At 67.8% G+C, this 24,799-nt stretch carries 28 protein-coding genes; 15 read left to right on the forward strand and 13 right to left on the reverse strand.

The window, feature by feature from the left end:
• Positions 1-2 precede the first annotated feature (2 nt).
• Positions 3-398 (reverse strand): hypothetical protein, encoded by a 396-nt coding sequence (locus C8D87_RS29210; RefSeq protein ID WP_112229117.1) that lies wholly within the window; start codon positions 396-398, stop codon positions 3-5.
• Entirely contained in the window at positions 395-709 is a 315-nt protein-coding gene (locus C8D87_RS29215) for a hypothetical protein (protein WP_112229118.1), read from the reverse strand. The genes C8D87_RS29210 and C8D87_RS29215 overlap by 4 nt, the downstream gene beginning before the upstream one ends.
• Before the next feature lie 75 nt (positions 710-784).
• Here C8D87_RS29215 and C8D87_RS29220 point away from each other — a divergent pair, with 75 nt between their 5' ends.
• Entirely contained in the window at positions 785-1,021 is a 237-nt protein-coding gene (locus C8D87_RS29220) for a hypothetical protein (protein WP_215732523.1), read from the forward strand.
• A 250-nt stretch (positions 1,022-1,271) separates the two neighbouring features.
• Here the strand turns inward: C8D87_RS29220 and C8D87_RS29225 are convergent, their stop codons facing one another.
• Complete coding sequence (locus C8D87_RS29225) at positions 1,272-1,637, reverse strand: hypothetical protein (RefSeq protein ID WP_112229120.1); 366 nt, start codon at positions 1,635-1,637, stop codon at positions 1,272-1,274.
• A gap of 125 nt (positions 1,638-1,762) precedes the next feature.
• Here C8D87_RS29225 and C8D87_RS29230 point away from each other — a divergent pair, with 125 nt between their 5' ends.
• Both C8D87_RS29230 and C8D87_RS29235 read left to right on the forward strand, forming a co-directional pair.
• On the forward strand, positions 1,763-2,125 hold the full coding sequence (locus C8D87_RS29230) for a GntR family transcriptional regulator (RefSeq protein WP_112229121.1): 363 nt from the start codon (positions 1,763-1,765) through the stop codon (positions 2,123-2,125).
• Positions 2,126-2,242: 117 nt separating this feature from the next.
• On the forward strand, positions 2,243-3,718 hold the full coding sequence (locus C8D87_RS29235) for a peptide deformylase (RefSeq protein WP_112229122.1): 1,476 nt from the start codon (positions 2,243-2,245) through the stop codon (positions 3,716-3,718).
• A 492-nt stretch (positions 3,719-4,210) separates the two neighbouring features.
• Here C8D87_RS29235 and C8D87_RS45335 read toward each other — a convergent pair whose 3' ends face one another.
• A complete protein-coding gene (locus tag C8D87_RS45335) occupies positions 4,211-4,501 on the reverse strand; it encodes a hypothetical protein (protein WP_146771901.1) in 291 nt (96 codons plus the stop codon).
• A 1,121-nt stretch (positions 4,502-5,622) separates the two neighbouring features.
• Positions 5,623-6,186, reverse strand: a complete 564-nt coding sequence (locus C8D87_RS29240) for a TetR/AcrR family transcriptional regulator (protein ID WP_109641220.1) — start codon at positions 6,184-6,186, stop codon at positions 5,623-5,625.
• A 109-nt stretch (positions 6,187-6,295) separates the two neighbouring features.
• Between C8D87_RS29240 and C8D87_RS29245 the strand changes: the two genes are divergently transcribed.
• Positions 6,296-6,997 carry an SDR family NAD(P)-dependent oxidoreductase gene (locus tag C8D87_RS29245; RefSeq protein ID WP_112229123.1) on the forward strand — a complete coding sequence of 234 codons (702 nt, stop codon included), beginning with the start codon at positions 6,296-6,298 and terminating at the stop codon, positions 6,995-6,997.
• On the opposite strand, the gene C8D87_RS29250 is transcribed toward C8D87_RS29245, so the two are convergent.
• Entirely contained in the window at positions 6,994-7,725 is a 732-nt protein-coding gene (locus tag C8D87_RS29250; RefSeq protein WP_112229124.1) for an AraC family transcriptional regulator, read from the reverse strand. The two genes, C8D87_RS29245 and C8D87_RS29250, sit on opposite strands and share 4 nt — an antisense overlap.
• A gap of 75 nt (positions 7,726-7,800) precedes the next feature.
• Between C8D87_RS29250 and C8D87_RS29255 the strand changes: the two genes are divergently transcribed.
• Positions 7,801-8,937 carry an MFS transporter gene (locus C8D87_RS29255; protein ID WP_112229125.1) on the forward strand — a complete coding sequence of 379 codons (1,137 nt, stop codon included), beginning with the start codon at positions 7,801-7,803 and terminating at the stop codon, positions 8,935-8,937.
• 4 nt (positions 8,938-8,941) lie between these two features.
• Complete coding sequence (locus C8D87_RS29260) at positions 8,942-9,802, forward strand: exodeoxyribonuclease III (RefSeq protein ID WP_233442350.1); 861 nt, start codon at positions 8,942-8,944, stop codon at positions 9,800-9,802.
• Here C8D87_RS29260 and C8D87_RS29265 read toward each other — a convergent pair.
• From C8D87_RS29265 to C8D87_RS29285, 5 genes are all read right to left on the reverse strand, one after another.
• The gene (locus tag C8D87_RS29265) at positions 9,780-10,736 is read right to left on the reverse strand and encodes an HNH endonuclease (RefSeq protein ID WP_112229127.1); all 957 of its coding nucleotides are present in this window, start codon (positions 10,734-10,736) and stop codon (positions 9,780-9,782) included. The genes C8D87_RS29260 and C8D87_RS29265 overlap by 23 nt on opposite strands.
• Before the next feature lie 31 nt (positions 10,737-10,767).
• Positions 10,768-12,063: a HAMP domain-containing sensor histidine kinase gene (locus tag C8D87_RS29270; RefSeq protein WP_112229128.1), complete on the reverse strand. Its 1,296-nt coding sequence runs from the start codon at positions 12,061-12,063 to the stop codon at positions 10,768-10,770.
• Positions 12,060-12,731, reverse strand: a complete 672-nt coding sequence (locus C8D87_RS29275) for a response regulator transcription factor (protein ID WP_233442351.1) — start codon at positions 12,729-12,731, stop codon at positions 12,060-12,062. The genes C8D87_RS29270 and C8D87_RS29275 overlap by 4 nt, the downstream gene beginning before the upstream one ends.
• Positions 12,732-12,863: 132 nt before the next feature.
• Entirely contained in the window at positions 12,864-13,226 is a 363-nt protein-coding gene (locus C8D87_RS29280; RefSeq protein WP_146771902.1) for a hypothetical protein, read from the reverse strand.
• A 65-nt stretch (positions 13,227-13,291) separates the two neighbouring features.
• The gene (locus C8D87_RS29285; protein ID WP_146771903.1) at positions 13,292-14,164 is read right to left on the reverse strand and encodes a tetratricopeptide repeat protein; all 873 of its coding nucleotides are present in this window, start codon (positions 14,162-14,164) and stop codon (positions 13,292-13,294) included.
• Between the two features lie 158 nt (positions 14,165-14,322).
• Here C8D87_RS29285 and C8D87_RS29290 point away from each other — a divergent pair, with 158 nt between their 5' ends.
• Positions 14,323-14,682 (forward strand): hypothetical protein, encoded by a 360-nt coding sequence (locus tag C8D87_RS29290; RefSeq protein WP_112229131.1) that lies wholly within the window; start codon positions 14,323-14,325, stop codon positions 14,680-14,682.
• Between the two features lie 15 nt (positions 14,683-14,697).
• On the opposite strand, the gene C8D87_RS29295 is transcribed toward C8D87_RS29290, so the two are convergent.
• Positions 14,698-15,474 (reverse strand): STAS domain-containing protein, encoded by a 777-nt coding sequence (locus C8D87_RS29295; RefSeq protein ID WP_109641234.1) that lies wholly within the window; start codon positions 15,472-15,474, stop codon positions 14,698-14,700.
• A 232-nt stretch (positions 15,475-15,706) separates the two neighbouring features.
• On the opposite strand from C8D87_RS29295, the gene C8D87_RS29300 reads away from it, so the two are divergent.
• Positions 15,707-17,887 (forward strand): ATP-binding protein, encoded by a 2,181-nt coding sequence (locus C8D87_RS29300; protein ID WP_170166625.1) that lies wholly within the window; start codon positions 15,707-15,709, stop codon positions 17,885-17,887.
• On the opposite strand, the gene C8D87_RS29305 is transcribed toward C8D87_RS29300, so the two are convergent.
• Positions 17,884-18,951, reverse strand: a complete 1,068-nt coding sequence (locus C8D87_RS29305) for an LCP family protein (protein ID WP_112229133.1) — start codon at positions 18,949-18,951, stop codon at positions 17,884-17,886. The two genes, C8D87_RS29300 and C8D87_RS29305, sit on opposite strands and share 4 nt — an antisense overlap.
• A gap of 34 nt (positions 18,952-18,985) precedes the next feature.
• Between C8D87_RS29305 and C8D87_RS29310 the strand changes: the two genes are divergently transcribed.
• The 7 genes from C8D87_RS29310 (at position 18,986) to C8D87_RS29335 (ending at position 24,668) form a co-directional block, all read left to right on the forward strand.
• The gene (locus tag C8D87_RS29310; protein ID WP_112229134.1) at positions 18,986-19,405 is read left to right on the forward strand and encodes a DUF6542 domain-containing protein; all 420 of its coding nucleotides are present in this window, start codon (positions 18,986-18,988) and stop codon (positions 19,403-19,405) included.
• Positions 19,366-19,491 carry a hypothetical protein gene (locus C8D87_RS48715; RefSeq protein ID WP_267899892.1) on the forward strand — a complete coding sequence of 42 codons (126 nt, stop codon included), beginning with the start codon at positions 19,366-19,368 and terminating at the stop codon, positions 19,489-19,491. The genes C8D87_RS29310 and C8D87_RS48715 overlap by 40 nt, the downstream gene beginning before the upstream one ends.
• A complete protein-coding gene (locus C8D87_RS29315; RefSeq protein WP_233442352.1) occupies positions 19,488-21,380 on the forward strand; it encodes a bifunctional polysaccharide deacetylase/glycosyltransferase family 2 protein in 1,893 nt (630 codons plus the stop codon). Before C8D87_RS48715 ends, C8D87_RS29315 begins: the two co-directional genes overlap by 4 nt.
• Positions 21,381-21,401: 21 nt before the next feature.
• The gene (locus C8D87_RS29320; RefSeq protein ID WP_109641238.1) at positions 21,402-21,950 is read left to right on the forward strand and encodes a TetR/AcrR family transcriptional regulator; all 549 of its coding nucleotides are present in this window, start codon (positions 21,402-21,404) and stop codon (positions 21,948-21,950) included.
• A 92-nt stretch (positions 21,951-22,042) separates the two neighbouring features.
• The gene (locus C8D87_RS29325; protein ID WP_109641239.1) at positions 22,043-23,236 is read left to right on the forward strand and encodes a cytochrome P450; all 1,194 of its coding nucleotides are present in this window, start codon (positions 22,043-22,045) and stop codon (positions 23,234-23,236) included.
• The gene (locus C8D87_RS29330) at positions 23,236-23,430 is read left to right on the forward strand and encodes a ferredoxin (RefSeq protein ID WP_109641291.1); all 195 of its coding nucleotides are present in this window, start codon (positions 23,236-23,238) and stop codon (positions 23,428-23,430) included. Before C8D87_RS29325 ends, C8D87_RS29330 begins: the two co-directional genes overlap by 1 nt.
• Positions 23,431-23,738: 308 nt before the next feature.
• A complete protein-coding gene (locus tag C8D87_RS29335) occupies positions 23,739-24,668 on the forward strand; it encodes a hypothetical protein (RefSeq protein ID WP_146231847.1) in 930 nt (309 codons plus the stop codon).
• Positions 24,669-24,799: the final 131 nt, after the last annotated feature.

The raw sequence follows: 24,799 nt of genomic DNA on the forward strand, positions 1-24,799 counted from the left end.
GGTCATGCACCTTTCTTCTCGGACGAATTCGAGTTGTTGAGCGGCTTGAGCGCGTTCCACCGCGACAGCATCAGCCGCGTGGACTTCGGCACGAGCACCGAATTCACCGACTGACGCACCGCACCACAGCGCAACAGGTGAGATCCGCCGATCGTGAGTTGACCGTTGTCGACCAACTGCACGACCGCGTTCGACTCCCAGGCGGGCACCCGAGAAATCTTGTCCTTGTCGACCCGCCGAAACACGCGACGAGCCGCCCCTGCGACCACATAGCCGGACTCGCTCACTGCCCGGTTGAGCACTTCGGTCACCACCCGCAGGTCATTGACCGCAGGCCTCGCAGTGACCACAGGCACGGCAGTGGGCTCGACCTCGTTCCCGAACAGATCAGCGCTCACCGCACGTCACCACCCGGTCCAGTCACGGACCTGCAATGCACCGACCGGCCCGACGCCACCGAGGCCTCACCCGACGCCAGCATCAGCGGCACATCCGCCGCGATCGTGCCGAACTCCTTCCACGGCACCACCGTGGACATCTCCGGTTCACCCGGCTCACCGAAACACGTCAGCGTGATACACATGCCGTCCGGCCCCGCCAGAAACGACACGATCGTCTGAGCGCTTCCGCCGTACCAGAACGGAGTAGCGCCATCACGCAGCGCCTCGATCTCCGCGCGGCTCAGACGGTCACTGTTCTTCTCAGTCACTGCACACTCCCACTGTTGTTGACGACACTCGAACGGACGAACACCCCACGACCGGTGAACTGGAACGATCACCGCATGGACAACAATGACGACCTCACCCTGATCAGGGTGGTACTCGCCCCGATAGACGGCCCACGCTGGGACGAGCAAAAAGAAGCCGTGAAAGCAACGGGCGCGATCTACCAGAAACCCACCCACGCGTGGACCATCGAGAGGCCGGACGGCAAACTGCCCGTCGACACACTGAACGACCTCTACGCGATTGCAGCCGAGTACGGCACGAAGGTCCGCATCGTCACCAGCCGCGAATAGCATTCACGGGATGCACGGCAGGTGTCAGGAAAAAATGAACTCGGGCCTGACATCGCCGAACAATCCGGCACTGTTTTTGGCATGGCTCAACACACTGTGGAATTCTCAAAGAACGCAATCGCGCGTTTCTATGCCCGACTCGAACGGGCGGCAGGCCAATCCCCTGGCAAAACGTGGATCTCCGCACCCTGGCCCGACTCGAAACGGGCGACCGGCCTCACCGGGCAGGGCAACCGAGCACAGTGGACGATCAGGCCGCCACACTCACCTGACCGTGCGGAACCAGACCCGCAGCCTTGAACGACAGACCCGAACCGGCGTCGTTGGACCAGAACGACACCGTGGGCGAGATCAGGGACACGTACATGCCCTCGTCGAACCCGTCACCGGGGTCCGCAGACAAGGTCACGCGGATTTCCTCACCCTTGCCCTGGTAGCCCTCCGCGTTCGGGAGAGGCTTCGCGAACAGCGCGACCACGAACTGCTGCACGCCCTTGTAGTCGGTCGCCGGCACCATCTCGCCGGACTTGTCGTCCTTGCGCATCTTCATCACCGGAGCCTCAGTGACCATCAGCCGGTAGGACTCCAGAACGACGGGGATGTTGCGCAGAGCCATGTTGTCCTCCTGTGTTAGTTCGTGATAACTCGTGATAGTACAAAGCTAGCACGGGTTAGCACGGCTTGGGATAGTCCGATCGAGTGAGCTAGCACGGGTTCGCACGCGCTCGATAGAGTGCGGTCATGAGTGAGCCAGCGGCCCGGAGCTACCCGTATCAGCAGGTGGCGGCGAAGATCATCGAGAAGATCAGAGCGCGGAAACTTGCGCCTGGAGCCAAGCTGCCGACCATCCGAGAGATGGCTGACGAGCATGGGATCACCACGGCCACCGTGCAGCGGGTGATCCGCGCCCTTACTGACAGCGGCTACGCGGAGACCGTGCCGGGCATCGGCGTGTTCGTCAGCAAGGTCATCCCTGATGCCGAGCCGCAGCCGCCGGCGGGAGCCGTAGCGCAACTCGCGGCGGAACTGACGGCCCTTCGCCAGACGGTTGCAGCTCTGGCCGAGAGAGTCGACGCGATCGACGGCAAGGGCTCCCCGTCGTGATGTCTCTGCTGTCCATTCGGTCATGGACCCATCAAACGGCTGGTCAACGGGGTGCGGGGAGTGTGCGCCGCGTTCACTCACCACTCACTCACACTCACGCACGGGGGAGCAGCAGCGATGTCCGATGAGGCCGACGCGTTCGTGGCCGAGCTGAAGCGCTGGCGAGACGTGCGCGGACTGTCGCAGTCGAAGCTAGCGCAGGCGATGGGGTACGACCGGTCCTACATCTCGAAGATCGAGAGCGGTACCGAGCGTCCGAACTCAGCATTCGCGAAGCGCGCGGACGAAGTACTCCAAGCTGGGGGAGCGGTCCGACGAGCCTTGCAGGCCTCAGCCCCGAAGCGGGTCGAAGCTACGACGCCGCAGCCGACTGTTGAGGTCGCTGACTCAACCGCGAGCCTGATCGTTGAGCACGACGACGCGGAGCTGATCTACCGGGACGGCATGTACCGACCGGTGATGCGCCGGCGGCTATTCAACGGCGGCACAGAGCCCGTGGCGCGTTACATGGTGCGGATCTCGGTCGACCGGTACCCAGGAGATCCGGACCGATCCAATGAGCTGTACCGCCATAACCCGCTTACCTGGGAGGAACTCCAGCTCGAAGCATGGTGCGGCGACGAACCCATGCTGTGGAAGGTGCGCCACGACCGCGACGCCTTCAAAGAGGTCTGGTTGCTGTTCGAGAACGCCGATGCGCGCTTTCCCTTGTATCCAGGCGAAAGCGCCGAGATCGTCTACGCCTACAACGTCAGCGAAACCAAGTGGGGCCATTGGTTCCAGCGCGCTGTCCGTCTGCCCACCAAGCGCCTAAGCGTGCGCCTCGACTTCCCCGCCGCGATGCAGCCGAGCGCATGGGGTATGGAGACGTCCATGACCGCCGAGGCGTTGCCGTTTCGAACCCCCATCCAGCGAACCGTGGAAGATGACCGCGTGCGGTTCGCGTGGGCCACGGAGGACCCGCCGCTGCACGCGCGGTACCGCCTCGAATGGCGGTTCAAGGCTGACAGCTCCAAGGCGAGAGAGGCGCAGGACGTACAGATGGCACCAAGCGAGCAGATGACCGAGCTTGGCATCGTCCAAGACGGCGACGACATCCTGCGCCAGGCCGCGAAGCCGTTCGAGCTCCCGGCAGAAGCCGAGGACGCCAGGCGCGTGATCGCACAGCTTCAGTCCGCGATGGAGCGCGTGGCCTCTGTCCACGTGTTCGGCAAGGGGATGGGTGTGGCTGCGCCTCAAATCGGAATCGGGCGAGCCGCAGCCATCGTCCGCACGCCAGACGGAGAGCTGATCACCCTCCTGAACCCGCACGTGATCGACGAGGCCGTCGAGCAGGACCAGCAGTACGAGGGGTGCCTCAGCTTCTTTGACGTTCGAGGCAAGGTCCCGCGTCCTCTTGCGATCCAGGTTGAGCACACCGATATCGACGGCCAGACCCGGATAACGAACTTCGAGCGTGGCGTCGCACGACTGGTCGCACACGAAGTCGATCATCTACACGGGATGCTTTACACCGACCGCATGGAACCAGGCGTCTCCCCGATTTCCGTTGAGCAGTACCGAGGAACCGGCCAGGGGTGGCAGTACCGGTAGGCGTGTTCAGAGTTTCTTTTCTTCATCAAGGCGGCCCCCTCCGGGGGCCGCTGGCCGTTGGTGCCCATCCGACAACGGCAGACCGACGCGCCTCTTTCTCCGCCGCGCCCAAGGCCGCCTCCGGCGTCCGGGCACGGCGGGCGAGGCATGCGCGCCGGTCGACCGCTGTCGGACAGGAACGGCCAGCGGCCCCCGGAGGGAACCGCGGAGACTTCAAAACATGTCCTCGCCGGACGGGCAGGTCTCCAAAATGGTGCGAGGAAGTGCCGGCACATCGCGTTCCAGCGGGGGCCGGGGCACGCACGATCCCGTATGACCTCCCCGAGGGCAACCACACGTGTCAAGGGGGCCGTTCCAGCGCATGATCCGGTCGAGCGACAGGTGCCCCCTTGACACGCGCGGTTGGGGCGAGCCAGGTCATACGGGATGGTGCGAGGCCCCTTGCAATCAATCCGCTATCGCGCACGGCCAGTTGGAGCAAGGGAGCTGTCATCACTGAGGACTGGCTCGCAGCTCATTAGGCAAGAGCATTTCCTGTGCCTGTCCCAATTTGCGGTGGTCCGTAAGCGTTCCGTCCGTCTCTCGACTCCAGGCCACACTTGCCGCATCGAGGAAGGCCACACCGACATTCACATCACGCTCTACAAGCTGTCCCCAGGTATCGCACTGCCAGCTCGCAAGCTCAGACCCTTCCTTGAACCGGTGACAGCCGGCTACATCAGCGAGCACCAGCTGATCCTCAGCGGTCTTCAACAGGGCCTGATCCACCTTGTAGAGCGCCACCGCCCCATCTGTGGGTCCGAGCGTCCCAAACTCTGTGTGAACGACCCCAGGCCACGGGCCAGTTCGATGCCACGGCACACGGCAGCGAACAGTTACGCCGTAAACCGGCAGTCCGCTCGCGTTGTTGAAGTAGACATGGGGGGCACCAGTCGAGTCCGTAGCCACCCACACGCACACTTGATCTGCCTGTTGTCGACGCTCTGAAGCGACGCGCTTCTTTTCGTCGAGCCGCAGGTGCGTGAGCTGGTTGTACGCAGCTTTGGCAGCGGCGGTAGCGGCACACAACGCACCGAAGGTGCTGACCCCAGCAATCCAGTCCGGCACTGTGCCCCAAGCCACTGACACACCGACCCCCTACTGACGAACGGCGGCGAGCCCGAACTCGCACGTAGAACATCGGCCAACTGAGCAGGGTGTTACGTTGCATGCTCCGCACTGGCGAGCGCCGAGACCTGGGACGAGCGCCAAAGGGTCACCTGGCACAGGGGGCAGGGCGCTCGGCTGCCGCACCTATGGACAGCTCGATGCCTCGGGGCATCGACCAGCCCACAGGCTTGCCCTCGATGTCACGTGGTCACGAGCGCATGATCATCTCCATACTTTTCCCTCACCTAATGACGAGAGGAATCCACTGCCAGCATTCCCGAACGACAGCCGTAAGACTGTGTCGCTGCAGGTAGGAGTAGGCGTCGGTAGGGGATGATAGATACCGGTAGAGGCCGCGTCTTACCTGTCAGGTTGTCGGTTCGAATCCGACCTGCCCCACGGACTTGGGCGGCGTATGTCCGCAGCATGCGCGGACCTCAGGCGTCCGTGGCTGTCTTCTGGGGGGCGACCCCCAGACCCCCGCAGGCTCGGGCGCTTTGCGCCCTCGCGAGTTTGAGTGCGCCGCCGCGCGGTCTTGCGTCCGCGAGGCCTTGAGGTGTGTGCGGCTTTGGGGATGTGCGGCCTTGCCTACGCGGCTTCCGGGGGTCTGCGGCCTTGGGACTGCGCGGCCTTGGGACTGCGCGGCCTTGGGACTGCGCGGCCTTGGGGCTATGCGGCGTTGGACTGCGCGGTTTCGGGGGATGTGCGGCTTTGGGGCCGCGTGGTTTCGAGGGTGTGTGGCTTTGGGAGTGTGCTCACGGGGATTGAGTGCGTAGGCCTTCGACGTAGATGGACAGGAAGCGTCGCCATTCGCTGGGTGAGTCCCTGATCACCTGGGCCATTGCCCTGGTCAGGGTGGCCACGTCCGCGATCGAGTAGTCCGGGCGTAGCACGCCGGCCTCTACGCCGCGAGCGATCAGGATTTCGGCGTGGCCTGCGCCTCGGTGACAGGCCGAGACGACTTCCGGGGCGTTGGGCAGGTCGCGGGCCAGGACGTCGTTGAGCCCGCGGTCCTCGGCCTGCAGGGCGTAGAGGTCTTCGAGGTAGCCGGCGAAGGCTTGCCACGGGTCGGGGGTGGCGAGGGCCTTCTCGCCGATGACGTCCAGGGCGGCCAGGCGTTCGGGGAAGATCGCCGCTACGAAGGCCTCGCGGGTCGGGAAGTGTTTGTAGAGCGTGCCGATGCTGACCTCGGCTCGGCGGGCGATGTGTTCGAGTGGCACGTCGAGGCCGCGTTCCGCGAACAGTTGCGCGGCTGCTGCCAGTAGTTTCTCCCGGTTGCGTGCCGCGTCCGCACGCAGGGGCCTCGACGCGGTGACCATGCGCCGGATCCTACTCAGCGGTTAAGTCGAGGGCTGCCTCGACTTTCGTGGTAGCGTCGGGGCTGGAAGTTGAGGGTGCCCTCGAATTAGCTTGGAAGGACGGAACCTCATGTCTCCCACCGCAGTTGTGCTCGGGGTTGGGCCTGGGCTGGGTATGTCGATCGCGCGCCGGTTCGGGCGCGAGGGGTACGACGTCGTGCTGGTGTCGCGGAGCAGTGCGCGGCACGACGGGTATCTGACCGAGCTCGTCGAGGCTGGAGTGAAGGCGAAGGCGTTTGCGGTCGACGTCCGTGATCGTGAGCAGTTGTTGTCCACTTTGGAGGAAGTCGGGCCGGTCGACGTCGTGTACTACGGGCCTGGTGCCACGGATCTGGGTGACATGCCCGCGGAGATCACGTCGACCACCTCTGACGAGGCGCACGTGGCCATGCAGTGGCTCTACCCGGCGATCGACGTCGTCGGTCGCGTGTTGCCCGGTGTGGTCGAACGCAAGGGTGGCCTGTTGTTCGCCGGTGGGCTCAGTGCGGTGCGGCCGATGCCGGTGCTTGGTGCGCTTGCCCTTTCGTCGGCAGCGTTGCGCAACTACGCGTTGACGCTCAACGCGGCGCTCGCTGACAAGGGTGTGTACGTCGGCACGCTCACGATCGGTGGGGTCATCGAGCGCGGTGACATCCACAAGGTGGTGGAGAGCAAGCCCGAGCAGTTCGGCAACCTGGCCGGGCGCACCCTCGATCCGGACGACATCGCCGAGGTCGCGTGGCGGATGTTCGTCGAGCGGGACCGGGCGGAGGAGGTGTTCTCCGTGATCTAGAGGTAGGAGCCGGGGGTGTGGCCGAGCGAGCGGCGGAAGACGTCGATGAACGCGCTCGCGGTGGCGAACCCGCACTGCTGGGCGACCGCGGTGACCGGGTGGCCTTCGGCCAGCAGACGCAGGGCGTGGTAAAGGCGCAGTTGCGTGCGCCACTGGGGGAACGTCATGCCCATGTCCTCGCGGAACAGCCTGGTCAGCGTCCGGCCGCTCGCGCCGGCTGCCCGGCCCAGCGCTTCGAGACCGCGTGAGTCCGAGGGGTCGGTCTCGAGCAACGCGCAGACGGTCGCGAGCCGCGGGTCGTGTGCGGAGGGGACGCGCACGGGGCGTTCGGACGCGGTGGCCAGCTGGTCGAGCAGCACTGCGCGCATTCGTTTGCCGGCAGGGGTTTCCCGGTCGTCCAAGCCGGTGTAGGCGATCAGCAGTTCGCGCAGCAGAGGGGAGACCGCGAGTGCGGTCGGCTCGGGGAGCTTCAGCGGGTTCTGCGTGAGGCCGAGGAAGTGCAGCCGCGTGACGCCGTACGCGCGGTGGGAATGCACTGTGCCGGCAGGGATCCACAGCGCGCGGTGGGCGGGTGCGATCCAGCGGGACGACTCGGTGTGCACGGCCACGACGCCGCTGCTGGCGTAGACGATCTGGTTCTCGTCGTGCCAGTGCGCCGTGACGCTGGCGGCGGCTGCCAGCTCGCGGCTCGTGGTCGGCGCTGCCGGCAGGTGGCGAGAATTCGACATACATCGGCAGAATATCGGAATCGCGAACGGCGCTACCGACGCCACGATCGGTGTGTGAACCACTCGAAATGGCGAATGACGGTCCTGGTCGCGGGTCACGCGGTGGACGACCTCTACCAGGGAGCCGTGCCCGCCATCGTCCCGTTCCTCGTCGCCGAACGGTCCTACGGTTACGTCGCGGCGGCGGGCATCACGGTCGCCGCGACGTTGCTGTCGTCGGTCGTGCAACCGTTGTTCGGCGTCCTGACCGACCGGCGCGCCATGCCGTGGCTGGTCCCGGCCGGCATGACGGTCGCAGGCGTCGGCATCGGGTTGTGCGGCCTGGGTGACTCGTACCTCTTCACCTGGCTCGCGATCGCGTTGTCAGGCCTCGGGGTCGCCGCCTACCACCCGGAGGCGGCCCGGCTCGCCCGCCGCGTGTCCAGGGACGGCCACATCGGGATGAGCTGGTTCGCGCTCGGCGGCAACGTCGGGTTCGCGCTCGGGCCGGTGCTCGTGACGCCGGTGCTGGCGTTCGGCGGCCTGCAAGCCAGTCCGCTGCTGATGATCCCCGCCCTGATCGGCGGCGCCTTGACGTTGGCCCTGCGTGGTGTCCGCGGCGAACCCGCGCACGTCGTGGCGCACACCGGGCGGGACGACTGGGGGCAGTTCGGACGGCTGACCGTCGTGGTCACTGCGCGCTCGATGGTGACGTTCGGGCTCAGCACGTTCCTCGCCATCTGGGTGACGCAACGGGTCGGCGGTCTCGTCGCGGGGTCGGCGGCGCTCGTCGTGCTGTTCGGCGTTGGTGCGGCGGGCACGTTGCTCGGTGGTGTGCTCGCCGGGCGATGGGGCCGGATCCGGGTCGTGCGCGTGTCTTACGCCGTTGCTGTGCCTGCGGTTGCGGGCATCGCGTTGGTGCCGGGACCGGCTGTGTACCTGATGGTGGCGCTCGCTGCCGTGGCTCTCTACGCACCGTTCTCGTTGCACACCACGCTCGGCCAGGACTACCTGCCCAACCGGCTCGGCACCGCGAGCGGTGTCACGCTGGGCCTCGCGGTCAGCGTCGGCGGGGTGGCCGCGCCGGTGGTCGGTGCGATCGCGGCGGTGACGAACCTCCAGTGGGCGCTGCTGTCCCTCACGGTGTTGCCGGCGATCGCCTGGGTGGCCGCCCGCGGACTGCGCCGGCCCGCGCCGTTCGATGCGCGCTTGAGCCTCCGTGACTACGGTTGAACACGTGCGAGTGGCGACGTGGAACGTGAACTCGGTCAAGCAGCGCGTGCCGAGGCTGCTGCCCTGGCTGGACCAGCGCAAACCGGATGTCGTGTGCCTGCAGGAGACCAAGCTGGCCGACGAGGCCTTCACCGCCCTGCTCGGCGAACCGCTGCGGGAGCGCGGCTACGAGGCAGCGCTGTTCGGCGAAACGCAGTGGAACGGCGTGGCGCTGCTGTCCCGCGTGGGCCTGGACGACGTCGCGGTGGGGGTGGCCGGCGCACCCGGTTTCCCGCACGTCGAGGCCCGGGCCGTGGCCGCCACGTGCGGCGGTGTGCGCGTGCACTCGCTGTACGTGCCGAACGGTCGCGAGCCCGAGTCGGACCACTACAAGTACAAGCTGGAATGGCTAGCGGCCCTGCGCGATGTCCTGGAGGCCGGTCCCGCCGACGCCGTGGTGTGCGGTGACATCAACATCGCTCCCACCGACGCCGACGTCTTCGACCCCGAGGCCTACGTCGGGCACACGCACGTGACCGAGCCGGAACGTGCCGCGTTGCAGGCGATCCAGGCGCTCGGGTTCCACGACGTCGTGCGGGAGCGGTGGCCTGATGAGCGGATCTTCAGCTACTGGGACTACCGGGCCGGGATGTTCCACCGCGATCTGGGGATGCGGATCGACCTGATCCTGGCTTCGGCCTCCGTCGCTCCTCGGGTGAAGGCGGCCTGGATCGACCGGCATGCGCGGAAGGGGACCGGGCCCAGCGACCACGCGCCGGTGATCGTGGATCTGGACGAGGCTCCGGACGGGGACATCGGGCCCGTGGTGCCGCCGCCTTCTTCGCCGGGTGTGAAGAAGAAGGTCAGGCTGCCCCAGTCGAAGTAGGGCGCGTCTGCTCCCAGTGCTCGCGCAGCCACTTGCACTGGTCGTCGGTCGGCTTCGCGTGCAACGGCCGGTTGTGGAACCTGACGTATTCCTCGTAGATCGCCAGGCTCGGGTGCACGTCGATGTGCAGGGTTTCCGGGTGCACCGCCAACAGGCCCTCGTCGAAGAGCCGGTGGATGTCGCGGCGCATCAGGAACCCGCCGTCGACCTCGTGCACAGCGGCTTTGGCGTAGCTGTAGAGATGCGCGGCCTCGAGCGCCTCCGGCGGGGCGCTGCCGGTGAACGCGCACTGGTTGCCGTACCTGGTCAACAGGTTGTGGCGGAACGCGCCCTGGCCGACGCGCACCCGCACGTAGGCCTTCCTGTGCCCGTTGGCCACCTGCTTCGCCGCCTCGATCCTGGCCAGTGTGGTCGGAGCGGGTGCTGAGCCGATCGCCGCGCGGAAGCGGTCGTAGTCGAGTTCTCGGATGCTGTGCTGCGACTTGGGCTTCACGCACAACTCGCGGAGCTGCTTGCCGTTCAGCCGCCCGTGCAGGTCCATCCAGTCCACGTCGTGCTTCGTGCGATAGGTGACGACGTCGACCATCAGCGGTGGCAGCTCGTCGACCTCGTACTCGGCGCCGCACTCTTTGGCGTAGCACTTGATCGGAGGGGACATCGTGCTGCGAGGCTCAACCTTCGTGCTGTCGCACTTCACACAGCGGTAGGTCGCCTTGCGTCCCTGACCGTGGCTGATCGATTCGATCACCGAGGCGCCGAGCAGGCGCTTCTTGTCCCACAACACGATGACGTGGCCAGGTTGCGGGCCTGCGTGGTTCGCGACCTTGTCGTCCCAGCTGTAGTGGCTGGACGGTGAGTCGTCGTACCCGTCGTTGCTCGCGCGCGATCGGTCGGTGCCAGCCGCCAACATGAGCCATGCGGTCGTGTCCCCCATGGTGGACAGATCGCGTTGTCACCCGATCGTGTTAGCGCGGCGGCAGCGTCACGGTGAAGGCGGCCCCGCCCTCCGGCGCCGGGCCCGCCTTGATCGTCCCGCCCATCCGCGTCACCAGGCCGTGCACCAACGCGAGCGCGACCCCGGTCCCGACCGGCCGCGACTCCTGGTACCGCGCGTGCAGCACGCCGCGGTCGAACGCCACGGCGTAGTCCCCCGGCGCCAGCCCCGGCCCGCCGTCGCGCACCTCCAGCACCGACGACAGGGCGAGCACGACAGGTCGGCCGGACGGGGTCACGCGCAGCGCGTTCTCCATCAGGCCGTCGATGACCTGGCGCAGGCGACGGGCGTCGGCCCGCACCACCGGGGACGCGGTGACGTCCAGCGTGAAGAGGACGCCGCGTGCGTGGCAGCGGGCGTGCCAGACCTCGGCGGCCGAGCGCACGACGGGTTCCAGGGCGACGTCCGCCAGGTCCAGGCGGAAGTCGTCGGCGCCCAGGCGGGCCAGGTCCAGGAGGTCGGTCACCAGGCGGTCCAGGCGGCGGGCCTCGTCGAGGATCACGGTGCCGACCGGGGCGACCTGCTCGCCGGTGACCACGCCGTCCGCCAGGGACTCCGCGAAGCCCGTCACGGCGGTCAGCGGGGTGCGGAGTTCGTGGGAGACGGAGAGCAGGAAGTCGCGTTGGCGGGATTCGCTGCGCTGCAAGGCATCCGCCAGTTCGTTGACGGACGTGGCGACCTCGGCCAGTTCGTGGGTTCCGGAGACCGGGACGCGGAGGTCTCGGCGGCCCGTGCTCATCGAGTGGGCCACGGAGGCCACTCGTTTCAGCGGGCGGGCCAGGAACGTGCCGAGGGCCAGGCCGGCCAGGCAGGCGACGACGAGGCCGATGCCCAGGGCGAAGATGATGTTGCGGACCAGTTTGCGGTACGTGTTGCTGGTTTCGGTTTCCTGCACCAGGGCGAAGCCGCCGGCTCCCGATGCGCGGGCCTCCACGTTCAGGCGGCCGCTCACACCGGTCACGGGCCGGCCGTTGAGCACGCGACCGACATCGGCCTCACGGGCTGCGCGCACCGCGGCCCTGTCCGTGCCGGACAGCTCGCCGGAAGGGGAGATGCGGACGATCGCGATGCCCTGGCCTTCCAGGACCTGTTCGACGCGGTTGTTGGAGATCTGACCCGCCACCACGTCGGCCTGGGAGCGCAGGATCTCGCGGCTCACCTGTTGCGAGGTCGAGAGGACGAGGCGGGTCGACACCACGCCGGCGACCAGGACGGCGACGAACGCGACTCCCAGGCACAGCAAGGCGATCCGGGCGGCCAGGTTCATGACGCGTCCGCCGAGTAGCCGACGCCACGCACTGTCCGAATTGGACTCGCTGCGCCGAACTTGGCGCGCAGCTGGGCGATGTGGACGTCCACCGTGCGCGTGCCGGCGACGGACGCATAGCCCCACACGGCGCTCAGCAGCTGCTCACGCGAGAACACCTGACGCGGGTGCTTCATCAGGTAGGCGAGCAGGCCGAACTCCGTTGAGGTCAAAGACACTTCGGCAGAACCGGCGAACGCGCGCCGTTCACCCACGTCGATCCGCACGGAACCCACCTGCAGCACTTCCTGCGCAACGCCGGAGGAGCGGCGCAGGACGGTCCGGACGCGCAGAGCCAGTTCGCGCGGGCTGAAAGGCTTGGTGATGTAGTCGTCGGCGCCCAGTTCCAGGCCCAGCAGCCGGTCCACCTCGTCGTCGCGGGCCGTCACGAACAGCACCGGGGTCCAGTCGCCCGCGGCCCGCAGCGCGCGACAGACCTCGATGCCGTTCATGCCCGGCAGGCCGACGTCCAGCACGACGGCGACGGGAGAGAGGGTGCGGACCGCGGCCAGTGCCGCGTCCCCCGAGGACTCGACCTGCACGCCGAAGCCGTCGCGCCGCAGGTACAGCGCGACCAGTTCGGCGATCGCCGGTTCGTCCTCCACGACGAGCACCAGGCCACGTTCCACGCGTTCACCCCGGCTGGTTGGTGTCCGATTCGATGCTGTTCAGCGTTGATTCCACATCATCGAGGTCCGGCGCAGGAGCCTCGCCCCGGCACGCCGTCAGCGACACCACCAGCAACGCGGCGGCAACCCACCTCACTTCGACCCGCAGTGCTCGGACTTGAACTTGGCGACCCGCTCGCCGGCCTTCGACAGCTTCACCAGCTGCGCGTCCCGCAGCTTCAGCCGGGCGTCCAGCACGTCCGCACGGGCCGTGTTGCCTGCCGCGCGAGCATCGGCCGCCTTCTGCTCGATCCACTTCTTGGAGCCCAGCGTCTCGGGGCTGCCGTTGATGCGGTCGGTCAGCGCCTTGACCCTGGCCTCGACCCGCGGCACCCGCTGCGAGCAGATCTGCTGCACCTTCTCCGGGCTGATCGTGATCGGTTCCTGCGCGGACGCGGTCCCAGCGCCCAACAGCATCATCCCCGTCACAAGCCCGCCGATTCGCGAAATGTTCATGGCACAGAACGATGACCGAGCACCATCAGGACCGAGTCCGCCGAATGTTCGGGTTCTGCAAAGACTCAGCGCAACGAGACCCCGCGCGCGGCCGCTGCCTGCATCATCGGCCGCATCCGGTCCCACACCCGTTCGGAACGCAGCCCCTCGGCGGCGCTGATCGCCTGCATCGCCACGGTCTGGCCCTGGTCGTCGTCACCGTCGAGGAAGTGGCACGAGGCCAGCGCGATCAGGCAGAACGTCCAGCTCCGCGCCATCGCCGGCCCGAACTGCTCGATGGCGGACGACAGCGCGGGGATCGCGTGCCGGGTGTCACCGAGCTCTGCGTAGACGGTTCCGATCATCGCCGTCAGGTCGGTCTCGTCGTGGAAACGGGCCCAGTCCGGCACGTGTGACAGGTCCGCGCGCGCGAACGCGTCCTGTGCTTTGCCCAGCGCACGCAACGCCTCGGTGGGACGGGCCTGGCGGGCGTAAGCCCATGCCTCGTTCGAATGCATGATGCTCGACGCCAATGGCGCAAACGCACCCCTCTGGAAGTACGCCAGCGCATCGCCCGGTGCGCCGTGGTGCAGATGTACGCGCCCACGCCGGTAAACGATGTTGGTGGTCAGGTCTTCGTCGTGGCGCGCGAATTCCAGGGCACGATCGAAGTGGTGGTAGGCGGCCCCGACCTGGCCGCTGTCGAACGACGTCCACCCCGCCAGGTTGTGCAGATCGGCGACGGCGGACAGCAGCCGGGCCCGCACCACCTCGGAAGCCGAAGCCGCCAGCAGCTGCTGTGCCCAGTAGATCCGCACGACGACGGCATCCCTGCACGCCCCTCCGCCGTACTGGTAGTCCACCGACCTCAGCGAATGCGTCTGCGACTCCAGCTGTTCCACATCGCTCATCCCGATGCGGGCGGAGTGCGGGGGAGGGAAATACGCAGGATCAGCCATCTGGAATACCTCTGCGCCGCGTCGACTGACCGAAGCGTAGGGCGCACACGTCGGGGTGAGAAGAGGGTTCCGCGCCGGTTGGAATTCGGCCGAAGCGGCGATTAAACAGGTATTTATGCGGGTATACCTGGGCTGGTTGACGGAGCAAGGTGCTGGGTATGAGGCGACGCGCGCACCTGCGGCTGGTGACCTCCTTCGAGGCCGAAGACGCGACTCTGACCGCTGTCCTCGGTGCCGAGGACCTGGCGGAGGAGCTCGGTCTCGACCCCCACGCCCGAGTGACCTGCGGGTGGCATCGCTGCTGGTTGCACCAGTGTGTGGCCTCCCCGGACCACGTCATCCCCGTCACCGGGCATCGCTGGTGCCGGCCGTGCGGCAGCCCTCTCGAGGTGTTCGTCGACGAGACGACCGCACAACTCTTCTGTCCGACGTGCGGCACACGCACCCCGGACACGGCGGCGAACCGTCAGGTCGTGCGCGCGTGCCGTACCAGCATCGCGGCTGCCCGCGCCCAGTAGAACGACCCGGAAGTCTTAAGCCTGGTGGGTGAAGACGGCGGCCTCCGGGAGGTAGCTCGGGGGCCGCTGGCTGTCCTCCGGTACGTCGAGCAACGCCCAGATGATGCTCCGCCCGCCACCGGCCGGCGTCTCTCCCATGGTGAAGTTGCAGACGGCGATCGACGCGACGTTGCGCCGCATCGTGTGCCACTGCCTGAGGTCGAAGCGTGTGGTCGTGCGTACGGCAACGGACATCTTGTCGTTGCGCATGCGCAGCAACAGCGCCAACGGGCTCTCGTCCTCGACGTGCGACACGAGTTCAACGGCCACTTGCGGAGCGACGTCGAGCAACGACTGGACGCCCCACCGTTCGCACGCGCGCTCGGTGATCCGCTCGGCCACGTGCGGCAGGCAGCGGCACGTCGGCAGCGCCGCGTCCACCCGGTCCTCGTGCCGCAGCCGCACCACGGAGGCCAGTGCGGCGGCGGTCGTCTGGTGCATCGGGATGTGCCGGGGGAGACCGCGTGACTCCAGCACCGACCGCAGCAGATGGTCACTGACGACCAGGCTCAGCGAGATGCCCGGCCAGCGCGCCGCGGACAGCCACACGACGTCGAACACCACGAGCAGCGCGGGCGACTCCGCCACGAGGCCGTCGAGCTCCACGACGACGCCGACGAGCTCCTTGGTGGCGCAGTCGAGCAGAACGTCCTGCACGCGCATGTAGGTCGACCAGTCGAGGCGGCCGCTGAACCGGACGACGAGCACACCGTTCTGCTCCCTGACGTCCACGTCGAGGCTGTCACCGGCCATGATTCCCTCCCGCAGGCACGTCCCCGGCCGTCAAGAGTGGCAACGTGACCATGAGAGCCCTAGGGGGTAACTACCCGTGTTTCACCGTTGGTGCCTCTGGGGGACCGCATTGCAGCGGGAGATCGCGCCGACCTAGGGTGCCGCTGTGGGCGGTTCGCTTTCCCCGGGCAGCAAAGGCAATTTGCCTGCTGACACAACTACTTTCGTCGGCCGCAGGCACGACGTCACCGAGGTGAGAAGACTCCTGTCCGAGTCTCGCCTCGTCACTCTTACGGGTGTTGGCGGCGTCGGCAAGACCCGGCTGGCGCTGCGGGCCGCCGCGGAGACGCACAGGGCCTTCCGCGACGGCGTGTGGTTCGTCGACCTGGGGGGCGTCACCGACCGGGAACTGGTCGTGCACACGGTCTTGGGGCAGCTGGGTGTCCACGACGACACGGTCCGTCAGCACCGCACCGTCCTGGTCGAACACCTGCGCGACCGGCAGGCGCTGATGGTCCTCGACAACTGCGAGCACGTCGTCGAGTCCACCGCCGACCTCGTGGACGTGTTGCTGCGCAGCGCACCCGGTCTGCGGGTGCTGGCCACGAGCCGCGAACGTCTCGGCGTCGACGGCGAACACCTCTGGCAGGTCGCGCCACTTCCGGAGGACCCCTCGCTGACCCTGTTCGCCGAACGGGCCGCCGCCGTCGAACCGGGATTCGCCGTCAGTGCGGCCAACCGCGACAAGGTCGCCCAGATCTGCGCGTTGCTCGACGGCATCCCGCTGGCCATCGAACTGGCCGCCGTGCGCCTGCGCGTGCTCACGCTCGACCACCTCCTGTCCAGATTGGACAACACGTTCCGGGTGCTGGTGGAGGGTAAACGCGGCGGTGTCCCGCGCCACCAGACGCTGCAGGCCGCGGTGGACTGGAGCTTTCACCTGTGCACCCGGTCCGAGCAGATGCTGTGGGCACGGGCGTCGGTGTTCCGCGGCACGTTCGACCTGGAGGCGGCGGAGCGGGTCTGCTCGGGTGACAGCGTTGCGCCGGACGACATCGTGCACTCGCTCTCCGGCCTGGTCGACAAGTCGGTCGTGGTCGCGGAGCAGCACCCGTCCGGCACCCGCTTCCGGTTGCTGGAGCCGTTGCGCCAGTACGGCTTGGAGAAACTGCGGGGCGCCGGTCGCGAGCAGGCCGTGCGCGAACGGCACCGCGACCACTTCATCGAGTGGGCCGAGCACCGGGAGAAGGAGTGGTTCGGCCCGCGTCAGCCGCAGATCTTCCTGCTCACCCGGCTGGAGCACGCGAACCTCCGTTCGGCCCTGGACTTCTGCTTCGAGCAGGACGGCGAACGCGCGGTGTACCTCGCGGCGACGCTGTGGTTCTACTGGGCCGGCTGCGGCATGCTCGGCGAGGGCCGGTACTGGCTGGACCGGGCACTGGCCGACGCGAAGCCGGGACCGGAGCGGGCGAAAGCGCTGTGGGTGAACGGATACGTGGCGACGCTGCAGGGCGATCTCACCCCGTCCGCGCGGATGCTTGAGGAGTGCCGCCAGTACGCGCTGTCCGTGCCCGACGAGACCGCGCTGGCCTACTCGACGCACCGGCTGGCGTGCGCCCTCCTCGTCGGTGACGACCTCGACCAGGCGGAAGAGCTGTTCGAGGAGGCCATCCTCCTGTACCGCGGCCAGGGCACCGTCAACAGCCACACCATGCTCGCCGGCATCGAACTGGCGATCGCGGCGACGTTCCGGCACGACTTCGCCGCAGCCGAACGGCTCTGCGTCGAGGCGAAGGCCGTCGGCGAGGAGCACGGCGAGCTGTGGGCGCAGGCGTACGCGATCTACGTGCTGGCGTTGTGCGCGTGGGTCAGCGGCGACTTCGCGCGCGCCGACCAGCTCGGCCGGGAGTGCCTGCGGATCAAGCGCACGTTCCACGACCTGCTCGGCATCGTCCTCGCGATCGAGGTGCTGGCGTGGATCGCGGCCACGCAGGGCAACGCGGTGCGCGCGGCGACGCTGCTGGGCGCCACGAGCGAGATCTGGCAGTCGGTCGGCTACCCCATGTTCGGGTCGCGGTACTTCGGCGCCCCGCACGGCGAGTGCGAGGCCGCGACCATCTCCGCGCTGGGCGAGCAGGAGTTCCGTGCCGTGTTCCGCAAAGGCATGGACCTCGAGCTCGAAGAGGCCATCTCGTTCGCCATCGGCGAGCAACTGGCCGAGGAGACGCCGACGAGCGCCGCGCCGACCCCGCTGACCAAACGCGAGCAGCAGGTGGCCGACCTCATCGCCGGTGGCATGTCGAACAAGGAGATCGCGGCCAAGCTGGTGATCGCACGCAGGACCGCGGAGGGGCACGTTGAGCGGATCCTGCAGAAGCTCGGCTTCACCTCACGTGCCCAGATCGCGACCTGGGTGACCGAAAGACGTAGTTAGTCGATGCACGGAACGCCGTCGTCGGGTGGTGGAGGAGGCGGTGCCGTGGCCAGTTCGTTCACCTTCTCCCGCACCTTGGCCGGGTCGACCTTGTTCACGTCCTGACCGCCGATGTGCGCGCCACCCTCGACCGGCAGCGTGTCGAACCGCACCTCGGTCGGGAGGTTGCGGGCGAACTCCGTCAGGTCGAACCCCGCGTCGAGCACGACGTCCTGCTTCGCCATGTCGATCATCGCCTGCACCACCGTGATGTCCGCGCCCTTCAACCGGCGGGCGACCGACGCCAGGAACGCCTGCTGCCGCCTGGTGCGGTCGAGGTCGCCTCCCGGCAGGCCGTGCCGCTGGCGCACGAACGACAACGCCTGACCGGCGTCGAGGTGCTGCGGACCGGCCGGGAAGTCCGCGCCGGACAACGGGTCCTTCGTCGCGTTCTTCAGGCACACGTCCACGCCGCCGAGCCCTTCGGCGATGTGGAAGAACCCGATCAGCGAGATCTCCACGAGGTGGTCGATCGGCTGGTTCAGGAACGTCGACACGGTCTGCACCTGCGCCCGCCGTCCTGCCTCGCGCCCGGCGCGCTCCAGCGTCCGCTTGTCGTGCGTGCCGGCGGCCTGCAGCCGCTCCTCTTCCGCGACCTTGGCCCGCCCGTAGGCCTCCTTGATCTTGCCTTCGCCGCCGGACGACAGCGGCACGAGGTTGTCGCGCGGCACGGACATCGCGACCGCGGGACCGGAAACGGGGATGTGCAACAGGATCAGCGTGTTCGCGTTGTAGCCGCCGCGGTCGCTCTCGCCCGCCTGCATGCGCCGCAGCACATCGTCCGGCAGCGGTTCGCCGTGCAGGTCCAGACGGGTGGTCAGGCCCATGATCAGGATGTTGCGGCCGGACTCCGACCGGGGTGCGTCGTCGGGGATCGCGTAGGACCTCTCGACGCCGGACGAGATCGTCGACACGGTGGACCAGGCGAAGCCCGACACGACGAGCACCGCCGCGCACACGGCGATCCACGCGGTGCGCATCAGGACGAGAAAGGCCGTGCGGTGATGGCGGCCACGTGATTGCATGAAAAAGACACCCCCAAGGCTATTCTAGGTGGTCATGGGGGTACAGCTGCCGAGTCTGGCGGCGCTCGCGGTGCTGGCGGTGTTCACGCAGGCGGGGATCTGGGTGGACGGGGACAACCTCGGCTGGCCCTTCGGCGTCTGGTTGGTGACGGGTGCGGTGCTGGCTTCCGCGCTCGTTCGCCGCGTGGGGTTGTGGACGGTGGCACCGGCGCCACCCGTCGTGTTCTTGGTCGTCGCCGTGGGCAACGCCGCCTGGCGACGTCAGTCGCAGCGACAGTCGTTCTGGGGGAACAGCAAGGAGTTCGCCGCGGACGCGGTCCCGTGGTTCGTCAACGGGTTCCCGTGGCTCGCGGCGTCGGTCGGCGCGGCCCTGGTGGTCGTGGTCGTCCGGTTCGTTTCTGGGGGGATGGGGAAATGCAGGTCTTCGTCGACGCCAACGGCGGTAGACGGGTAATCGCGCGGCTGGTCAGCCTGACCGTCGCAAGTGGACTGATGGTGTTCGCCGCCGTGGTCGGCGGCACGCTGCTGGAAGTGTGGTGAGACGCGCTCCGCGGCTGCACTGGATCTCGATCCTGCTCGGGCTGCTCGTGCTGATGAGCGTGGTGTCCTTCCACGCCTACACCGCGATCAGGCCCGAGTCGGTGCAGCACGCCCGTGAACACCGGGAGCTGCCGGAACGCACGCTCGCGCTGGCGTTCCACGGTGGCCCGGATCCGAAGTGGACGCCCCGGTTGCTCGACGTGCTGAGAGAAGTCGACGTCAAGGCGACCTTCTTCGTCATCGGCACGCAGGTCACCCGCAACCCGGAGGTAACGCGCCGGATCGCCGACGAGGGCCACCAGATCGCCATCGACGGCTTCCGCGCCGAGGGCGACCACGGCAACCCGCTGAACCTCGCCTTCGCGCAGGCGGCGCTGGCCGACGTGCTGGGCGCACACACGCCGCTCGTCGGCGCGCCCGCCGAGGTCGACAGCGGCGACCGCGACCACCAGGACATCGGCACGCTGGTGAGGATGTCGCTGCGGCACGGTGGGGGAGTCGTCCGGCTGCACGACGACGGCAGCATCGGCGCCGACATCACCCGTGAGCTGGCCAAGGCGCCGGGCTACCGGTTCGTCACGGTGACGGAGGATCGCCTGGTCGAGGCCACCGCGACCGAACGCTTCACCGGCGCGGTCACCACGTGGTCGCAGCGCAACGGCGGCATCGTGCTGATGCTGCTCGGCACGGCGATCGCGATCGCGGCACTTCTCGGCATCCTGCGCACGCTCATGCAGCTCGGCCTCGCGCACACCGACCGCCGGCTGCGGCGGGAGAGCGAGCAGTCGCCGCCGCCGTGGATCACCCCGCCGGTCTCGGTGATCATCCCCGCGTACAACGAGGCGGTGAACATCGCGGCCACGGTGAGGTCCATCGCCGCGAACAACCACTGCGCCGACGTCGAGGTGATCGTGGTCGACGACGGCTCGACGGACGGCACCGGCGACCGCGCCGAGGAGCTGGGCCTGCCCGGCGTCACGGTGATCCGCCAGGCCAACCAGGGCAAGCCCGCCGCCCTCAACACCGGCATCCGGAAGGCGAAGCACGACGTGCTCGTCCTGCTCGACGGCGACACGATCTTCGAGCCGGACACGATCGGTGAGCTCGTGCAGCCGTTCGCGGACGCCCAGATCGGCGCGGTGTCCGGCAATGCCAAGGTCGGCAACCGGCAGGGACTGCTGGGGCGCTGGCAGCACCTGGAGTACTGCGCCGGGTCCAATCTGGACCGGCAGATCCTGCACGCGTTGCGCTGCATCCCGACCGTGCCGGGCGCGATCGGGGCGTTCCGCAAGGCCGCGCTGACCGACGTCGGCGGCGTCAGCGAACACACGCTGGCCGAGGACACCGACCTCACTATGGCGGTCACGCGTGCCGGGTGGCGGGTCGCGTACCGGCAGCAGGCGAAGGCGTGGACCGAGGCGCCGAGCACGATCCGCGGACTGTTCCAGCAGCGTTATCGCTGGTCGTACGGAACGTTCCAGGCGATGTGGAAACATCGCGGAGCGTTGCTGGAGAACGGCCCGATGGGCCGGTTCGGACTCATCTACCTGTTCGCGTTCCACCTGCTGCTGCCACTGCTCGCGCCGGTGATGGACCTGTATGTCATGTACGGGTTCCTCGTTGCGGACGCACCCCTCGCCGCCATCGTGTGGACGGTGTTCCTGCTGATCCAGACCGCAAGCGCGGGCTACGCGCTGCGGCTCGACGGCGAGTCGCTCAAGCCGCTGTGGGCCTATCCGCTGCAGCAGATCGTCTACCGGCAGCTGATGTACGCCGTGGTGATCCAGTCGTTGATCACCGCGCTGCACGGCACGCAGCTGCGGTGGATGTCGGTGCGCCGCACAGGTCTTCTCACGGATGCTCCCGGCGGTACGGTGCACGTCACCTGATTCCGGTTTGGAAGGAGCACGGTGGGTCGCACGCCTTTGGACGCGCCGGAGCGTCTGCGGGAGGTCTTCTCCGCCGTGCTCGACGTGCTGGCCGAGGTCGGCTACGCCCGGTTCAACATGGACCTGGTCGCCGGCCGGGCCCGTGCGAGCAAGGCGAGCCTCTACCAGCGCTGGCCGTCGAAAGCGCGGTTGATCACGGACGCGTTGAAGGCGAACCTTCCCGTCCTGCCGCAGCCGGACGAGGGCACGTTCGCCGAGGACGTCCGGCAGATCCTGCGGTCGTGGGGTGAGCCGATGCCGTTCGACACCGCGGGGATCTTCCTCGGGCTCCTGGAGGGGAGCCGCCAGGACGCCGATCTCGCCTGCCTGCGCGAGGAACACATCGACCGCGCCTACACGGAGCACCTGCAGGTTGCCGTCGACCGGGCGAAGGCGCGTGGAGAGCTGCCGGAAGATCTCGACGCCGGCATCCTCATCACGGCGCTGATCTCGACTTTTGTCCTGCGTTCCGCCGAACAGGGCGTGACCGACAGCATCGTCGACGGCCTGTTGAGACCGCTGATCGGCTGACCTGGCCCGAACAACCTCGTCAACGCGTAGTTTCTTCGCTACGTTCGGTCATGGTTCCAAAAGAACGGTTCTGTTCTGTTGAGGGGGACTCCGTGACTGAAGCTGCCGTCTGCCCAGTTCCACACGAGAACCGCGCGCATCCGCTGGGTGCACCCGCAGGTTTCGAGGAGGCCATCGGCAACGGCCCGGTGAAGATGATCTGGCCCAACGGGGTCGAGGCCTGGGTCATCAGCAGCTACACCGGGGTCCGGCAGGTGCTCTCCGACCAGCGGTTCAGTGCTACGAGAGAGGGCGGCCCCGAGATGCGCACCGTGGGCGAGCCCATCCTCGGCCGCCCGCAGCCGGGCAACATGAACGTGTTGGACGGCGACGAGCACCTGCGGCTGCGTCGCCCGCTGTCACGGGCGTTCATGGTCAAGAAGATGAACGAGATGCGGCCGCGCATCCAGCAGATCGTCGACGACCACCTCGACGCGATGGAACGCCGGGGCGCGCCGGCCGACCTCGTGCCGGCGCTGTGCCTGCCGGTGCCGTCGCTGGTGATCGCCGAGCTGCTGGGCGTCTCGCCGGAGCACCAGGAGCTGTTCCAGTCCACCGCCAGGGAGATGTTCGGCAAGAACGGCTCCAAGGAGGTGTACGACGCGAAGGCCGCCGAGCTGGGCGAGGTGCTCGTGAAGGTCGCGGCTGAGAAGAAGGCGTTGGGCACGACCGACGACATGATCGGCCTCATGGTCAACGAGACCGATTTCGACATGGAAGAGATGTTGATGCTCGCCATCGGCCTGCTCGCGGCGGGCCACGAGACGACGTCGAACTTCTTCGGCCTGTTCGCGCTCACCCTGTTCGAACGGCCTGACCAGCTGGAGATCCTGCAGCGCGACCCGAGCCGTGCCGACGTGATGGTCGAGGAGCTGCTGCGCTACACGATCGGCCGCCTCGGTGGCGCGGGGCTCGCCCGCAAGGCGGTCGAGGACGTCGAGATCGACGGCGTGACGATCAAGGCGGGCGAGTGGGCGACCGTGACGTTCCGTGCCAACCTGGAGGAGACGCTGTGCCCGAACGCCGGTGAGCTCGACCTGGAGCGCAAGGCGGTGTCGCACCTTGGTTTCGGCTTCGGTCCGCACCAGTGCCTCGGCGCCAACCTCGCCCGCGCGGAGCTGCAGATCCTGCTGCGCTCGCTCTTCACGCGATTCCCGAACCTGCGTCCGGCGATCCCCGTCACGGAGATGGACTTCCGCGAGGACTCGATCACCTACGGCGCGGCCGCCATTCCGGTGGTGTGGTGATGACGGTCCGGATAGACCGGACGAGGTGCATCGGATCGGGTCAGTGCGTGCTCGCCGCACCGGACGTGTTCGATCAGTCGGATGACGATGGTCTCGGCGTCGTTCTGGTCCCGGAACCACCCACTGACTTGCTGCCGGGTGTCCGTGACGCGGTGGACAGGTGTCCCTCTCAGTCGGTGAGCCTGGAAGAGTGACTTGATCGGCCGTTCCGGTGAGGTGTCGTCACTGGAAATTGATTCAGCTCTTTTCCGCCGACACCTCGATGGCCCCTTTCCGATCACGCTGTCCGTCCAGAATCGTAGGCGCGACCACCACGGCGTTGTGGTGGTCGCGCCCGCGTGTCCGCGGAGGGTCGAAGGACCCTTCCCGACCAGGTCGAACAACGGGATGGTGGCGGCGGCGCGGTGAGTACCGGCGGTGTGTAACGGGTATCTGTACAGCGGGTGCCCGGCGCACGTCAGGAGGACCAGCTATGTTCAACGACGACGCATTCCCAGCTCGCGTGGACAGAACAGACGTGCGGCACGTGGAAACGCTGACGAGTGCCCTCCGGGCGCTCGATTACGAATACGGCGGCGGCGCTTGCCGGGATGCCTGCGTCGCGTTGTTGAACTGGGCGAACCCGCTGCTCGACGCCCGCTCGTCCGGACCGGTGCTGCACCGGCTGCAGGTCGCCATCGCGGACCTGCACAACCTGGCCGGCTGGGCGTCGTTCGACATGGGCCTCCTGGAGTCCGCGCACGTGCACTTCGGCCGGGCGATGGACCTCGCACGGGCGTCGGGAAACTGCGCGCTGGAGGCCAACATCCACTACCGGATGGGCCGCGTGCACCTGCATTACGAGCTGGCCGAGGACGCGTTGGCGTCGTTCCAGCGCGGTCTGCCGATCGCACAGGCGAGCGGGTCGACTCTGGCCGTGTCGATCCTGCACGCCAACGAGGCGTGGGCGTTCGCGAAGATGGGCGCGGAGAGGCAGGCGTTGCGCCAGTTCGCTCGCGCCGAGGAGGAGTTCGAGCGTGCGTCCGGTGAGGACACGCCACCGTGGGCGCGCTTCTTCGACCTGGCCGACCTGGTGTCGATCGGCGGCATGGTGCACACCGAGCTCGCCCGCACGTGCGACGTGAAGTACGCGCGGTCCGCGATCCCGTTGCTGACCAGAGCGATCTCCTCCGGGGGAGAGGACGCGTCGCGCAGTCAGTCGTTCCGGCTCGCCGCGCTGGCGATGAACTACCTGGTGCAGAACGAGACCGAGCAGGCGCGCGACATCGGGGAGCAGGCGATCGCGGTGTCCGGCCCGATCCGCTCTGCCCGCACGCGGGACCGGATGCGGCCGCTGAAGCAGGAGGCGGACCGGTTGCGCGGCAACGAGGCCGCGGACGAGCTGTCGTCCCGTCTCGGGGCGTTCATGATGTCGTCGCGGGGAGCAGCCTGAGGCTTGGTGGAAGGGCGCCGCCGGAACCCGAGGAGAGGTTTGGGCTTCGGGTCCCGGCGGCGCCGGTGCCCGGACGACGCCCAGCTGGGGGGCCTTGACGCCGTCCGGTGTTCTGGGGTGATCAGCAGCGG

The organism is Lentzea atacamensis (assembly GCF_003269295.1).
Classification (GTDB): domain Bacteria; phylum Actinomycetota; class Actinomycetes; order Mycobacteriales; family Pseudonocardiaceae; genus Lentzea; species Lentzea atacamensis.

Excerpts from the sequence above, each read along its gene's own strand:
- C8D87_RS29220 (WP_215732523.1), top strand. The coding sequence starts at position 785 with ATGGACAACAATGACGACCTCACCCTGATCAGGGTGGTACTCGCCCCG.
- C8D87_RS29225 (WP_112229120.1), bottom strand. The coding sequence starts at position 1,637 with ATGGCTCTGCGCAACATCCCCGTCGTTCTGGAGTCCTACCGGCTGATG.
- C8D87_RS29230 (WP_112229121.1), top strand. The coding sequence starts at position 1,763 with ATGAGTGAGCCAGCGGCCCGGAGCTACCCGTATCAGCAGGTGGCGGCG.
- C8D87_RS29235 (WP_112229122.1), top strand. The coding sequence starts at position 2,243 with ATGTCCGATGAGGCCGACGCGTTCGTGGCCGAGCTGAAGCGCTGGCGA.
- C8D87_RS29240 (WP_109641220.1), bottom strand. The coding sequence starts at position 6,186 with ATGGTCACCGCGTCGAGGCCCCTGCGTGCGGACGCGGCACGCAACCGG.
- C8D87_RS29245 (WP_112229123.1), top strand. The coding sequence starts at position 6,296 with ATGTCTCCCACCGCAGTTGTGCTCGGGGTTGGGCCTGGGCTGGGTATG.
- C8D87_RS29250 (WP_112229124.1), bottom strand. The coding sequence starts at position 7,725 with ATGTCGAATTCTCGCCACCTGCCGGCAGCGCCGACCACGAGCCGCGAG.
- C8D87_RS29255 (WP_112229125.1), top strand. The coding sequence starts at position 7,801 with ATGACGGTCCTGGTCGCGGGTCACGCGGTGGACGACCTCTACCAGGGA.
- C8D87_RS29265 (WP_112229127.1), bottom strand. The coding sequence starts at position 10,736 with ATGGGGGACACGACCGCATGGCTCATGTTGGCGGCTGGCACCGACCGA.
- C8D87_RS29270 (WP_112229128.1), bottom strand. The coding sequence starts at position 12,063 with ATGAACCTGGCCGCCCGGATCGCCTTGCTGTGCCTGGGAGTCGCGTTC.
- C8D87_RS29280 (WP_146771902.1), bottom strand. The coding sequence starts at position 13,226 with ATGAACATTTCGCGAATCGGCGGGCTTGTGACGGGGATGATGCTGTTG.
- C8D87_RS29285 (WP_146771903.1), bottom strand. The coding sequence starts at position 14,164 with ATGGCTGATCCTGCGTATTTCCCTCCCCCGCACTCCGCCCGCATCGGG.
- C8D87_RS29290 (WP_112229131.1), top strand. The coding sequence starts at position 14,323 with ATGAGGCGACGCGCGCACCTGCGGCTGGTGACCTCCTTCGAGGCCGAA.
- C8D87_RS29295 (WP_109641234.1), bottom strand. The coding sequence starts at position 15,474 with ATGGCCGGTGACAGCCTCGACGTGGACGTCAGGGAGCAGAACGGTGTG.
- C8D87_RS29305 (WP_112229133.1), bottom strand. The coding sequence starts at position 18,951 with ATGCAATCACGTGGCCGCCATCACCGCACGGCCTTTCTCGTCCTGATG.
- C8D87_RS29310 (WP_112229134.1), top strand. The coding sequence starts at position 18,986 with ATGGGGGTACAGCTGCCGAGTCTGGCGGCGCTCGCGGTGCTGGCGGTG.
- C8D87_RS48715 (WP_267899892.1), top strand. The coding sequence starts at position 19,366 with ATGCAGGTCTTCGTCGACGCCAACGGCGGTAGACGGGTAATCGCGCGG.
- C8D87_RS29330 (WP_109641291.1), top strand. The coding sequence starts at position 23,236 with ATGACGGTCCGGATAGACCGGACGAGGTGCATCGGATCGGGTCAGTGC.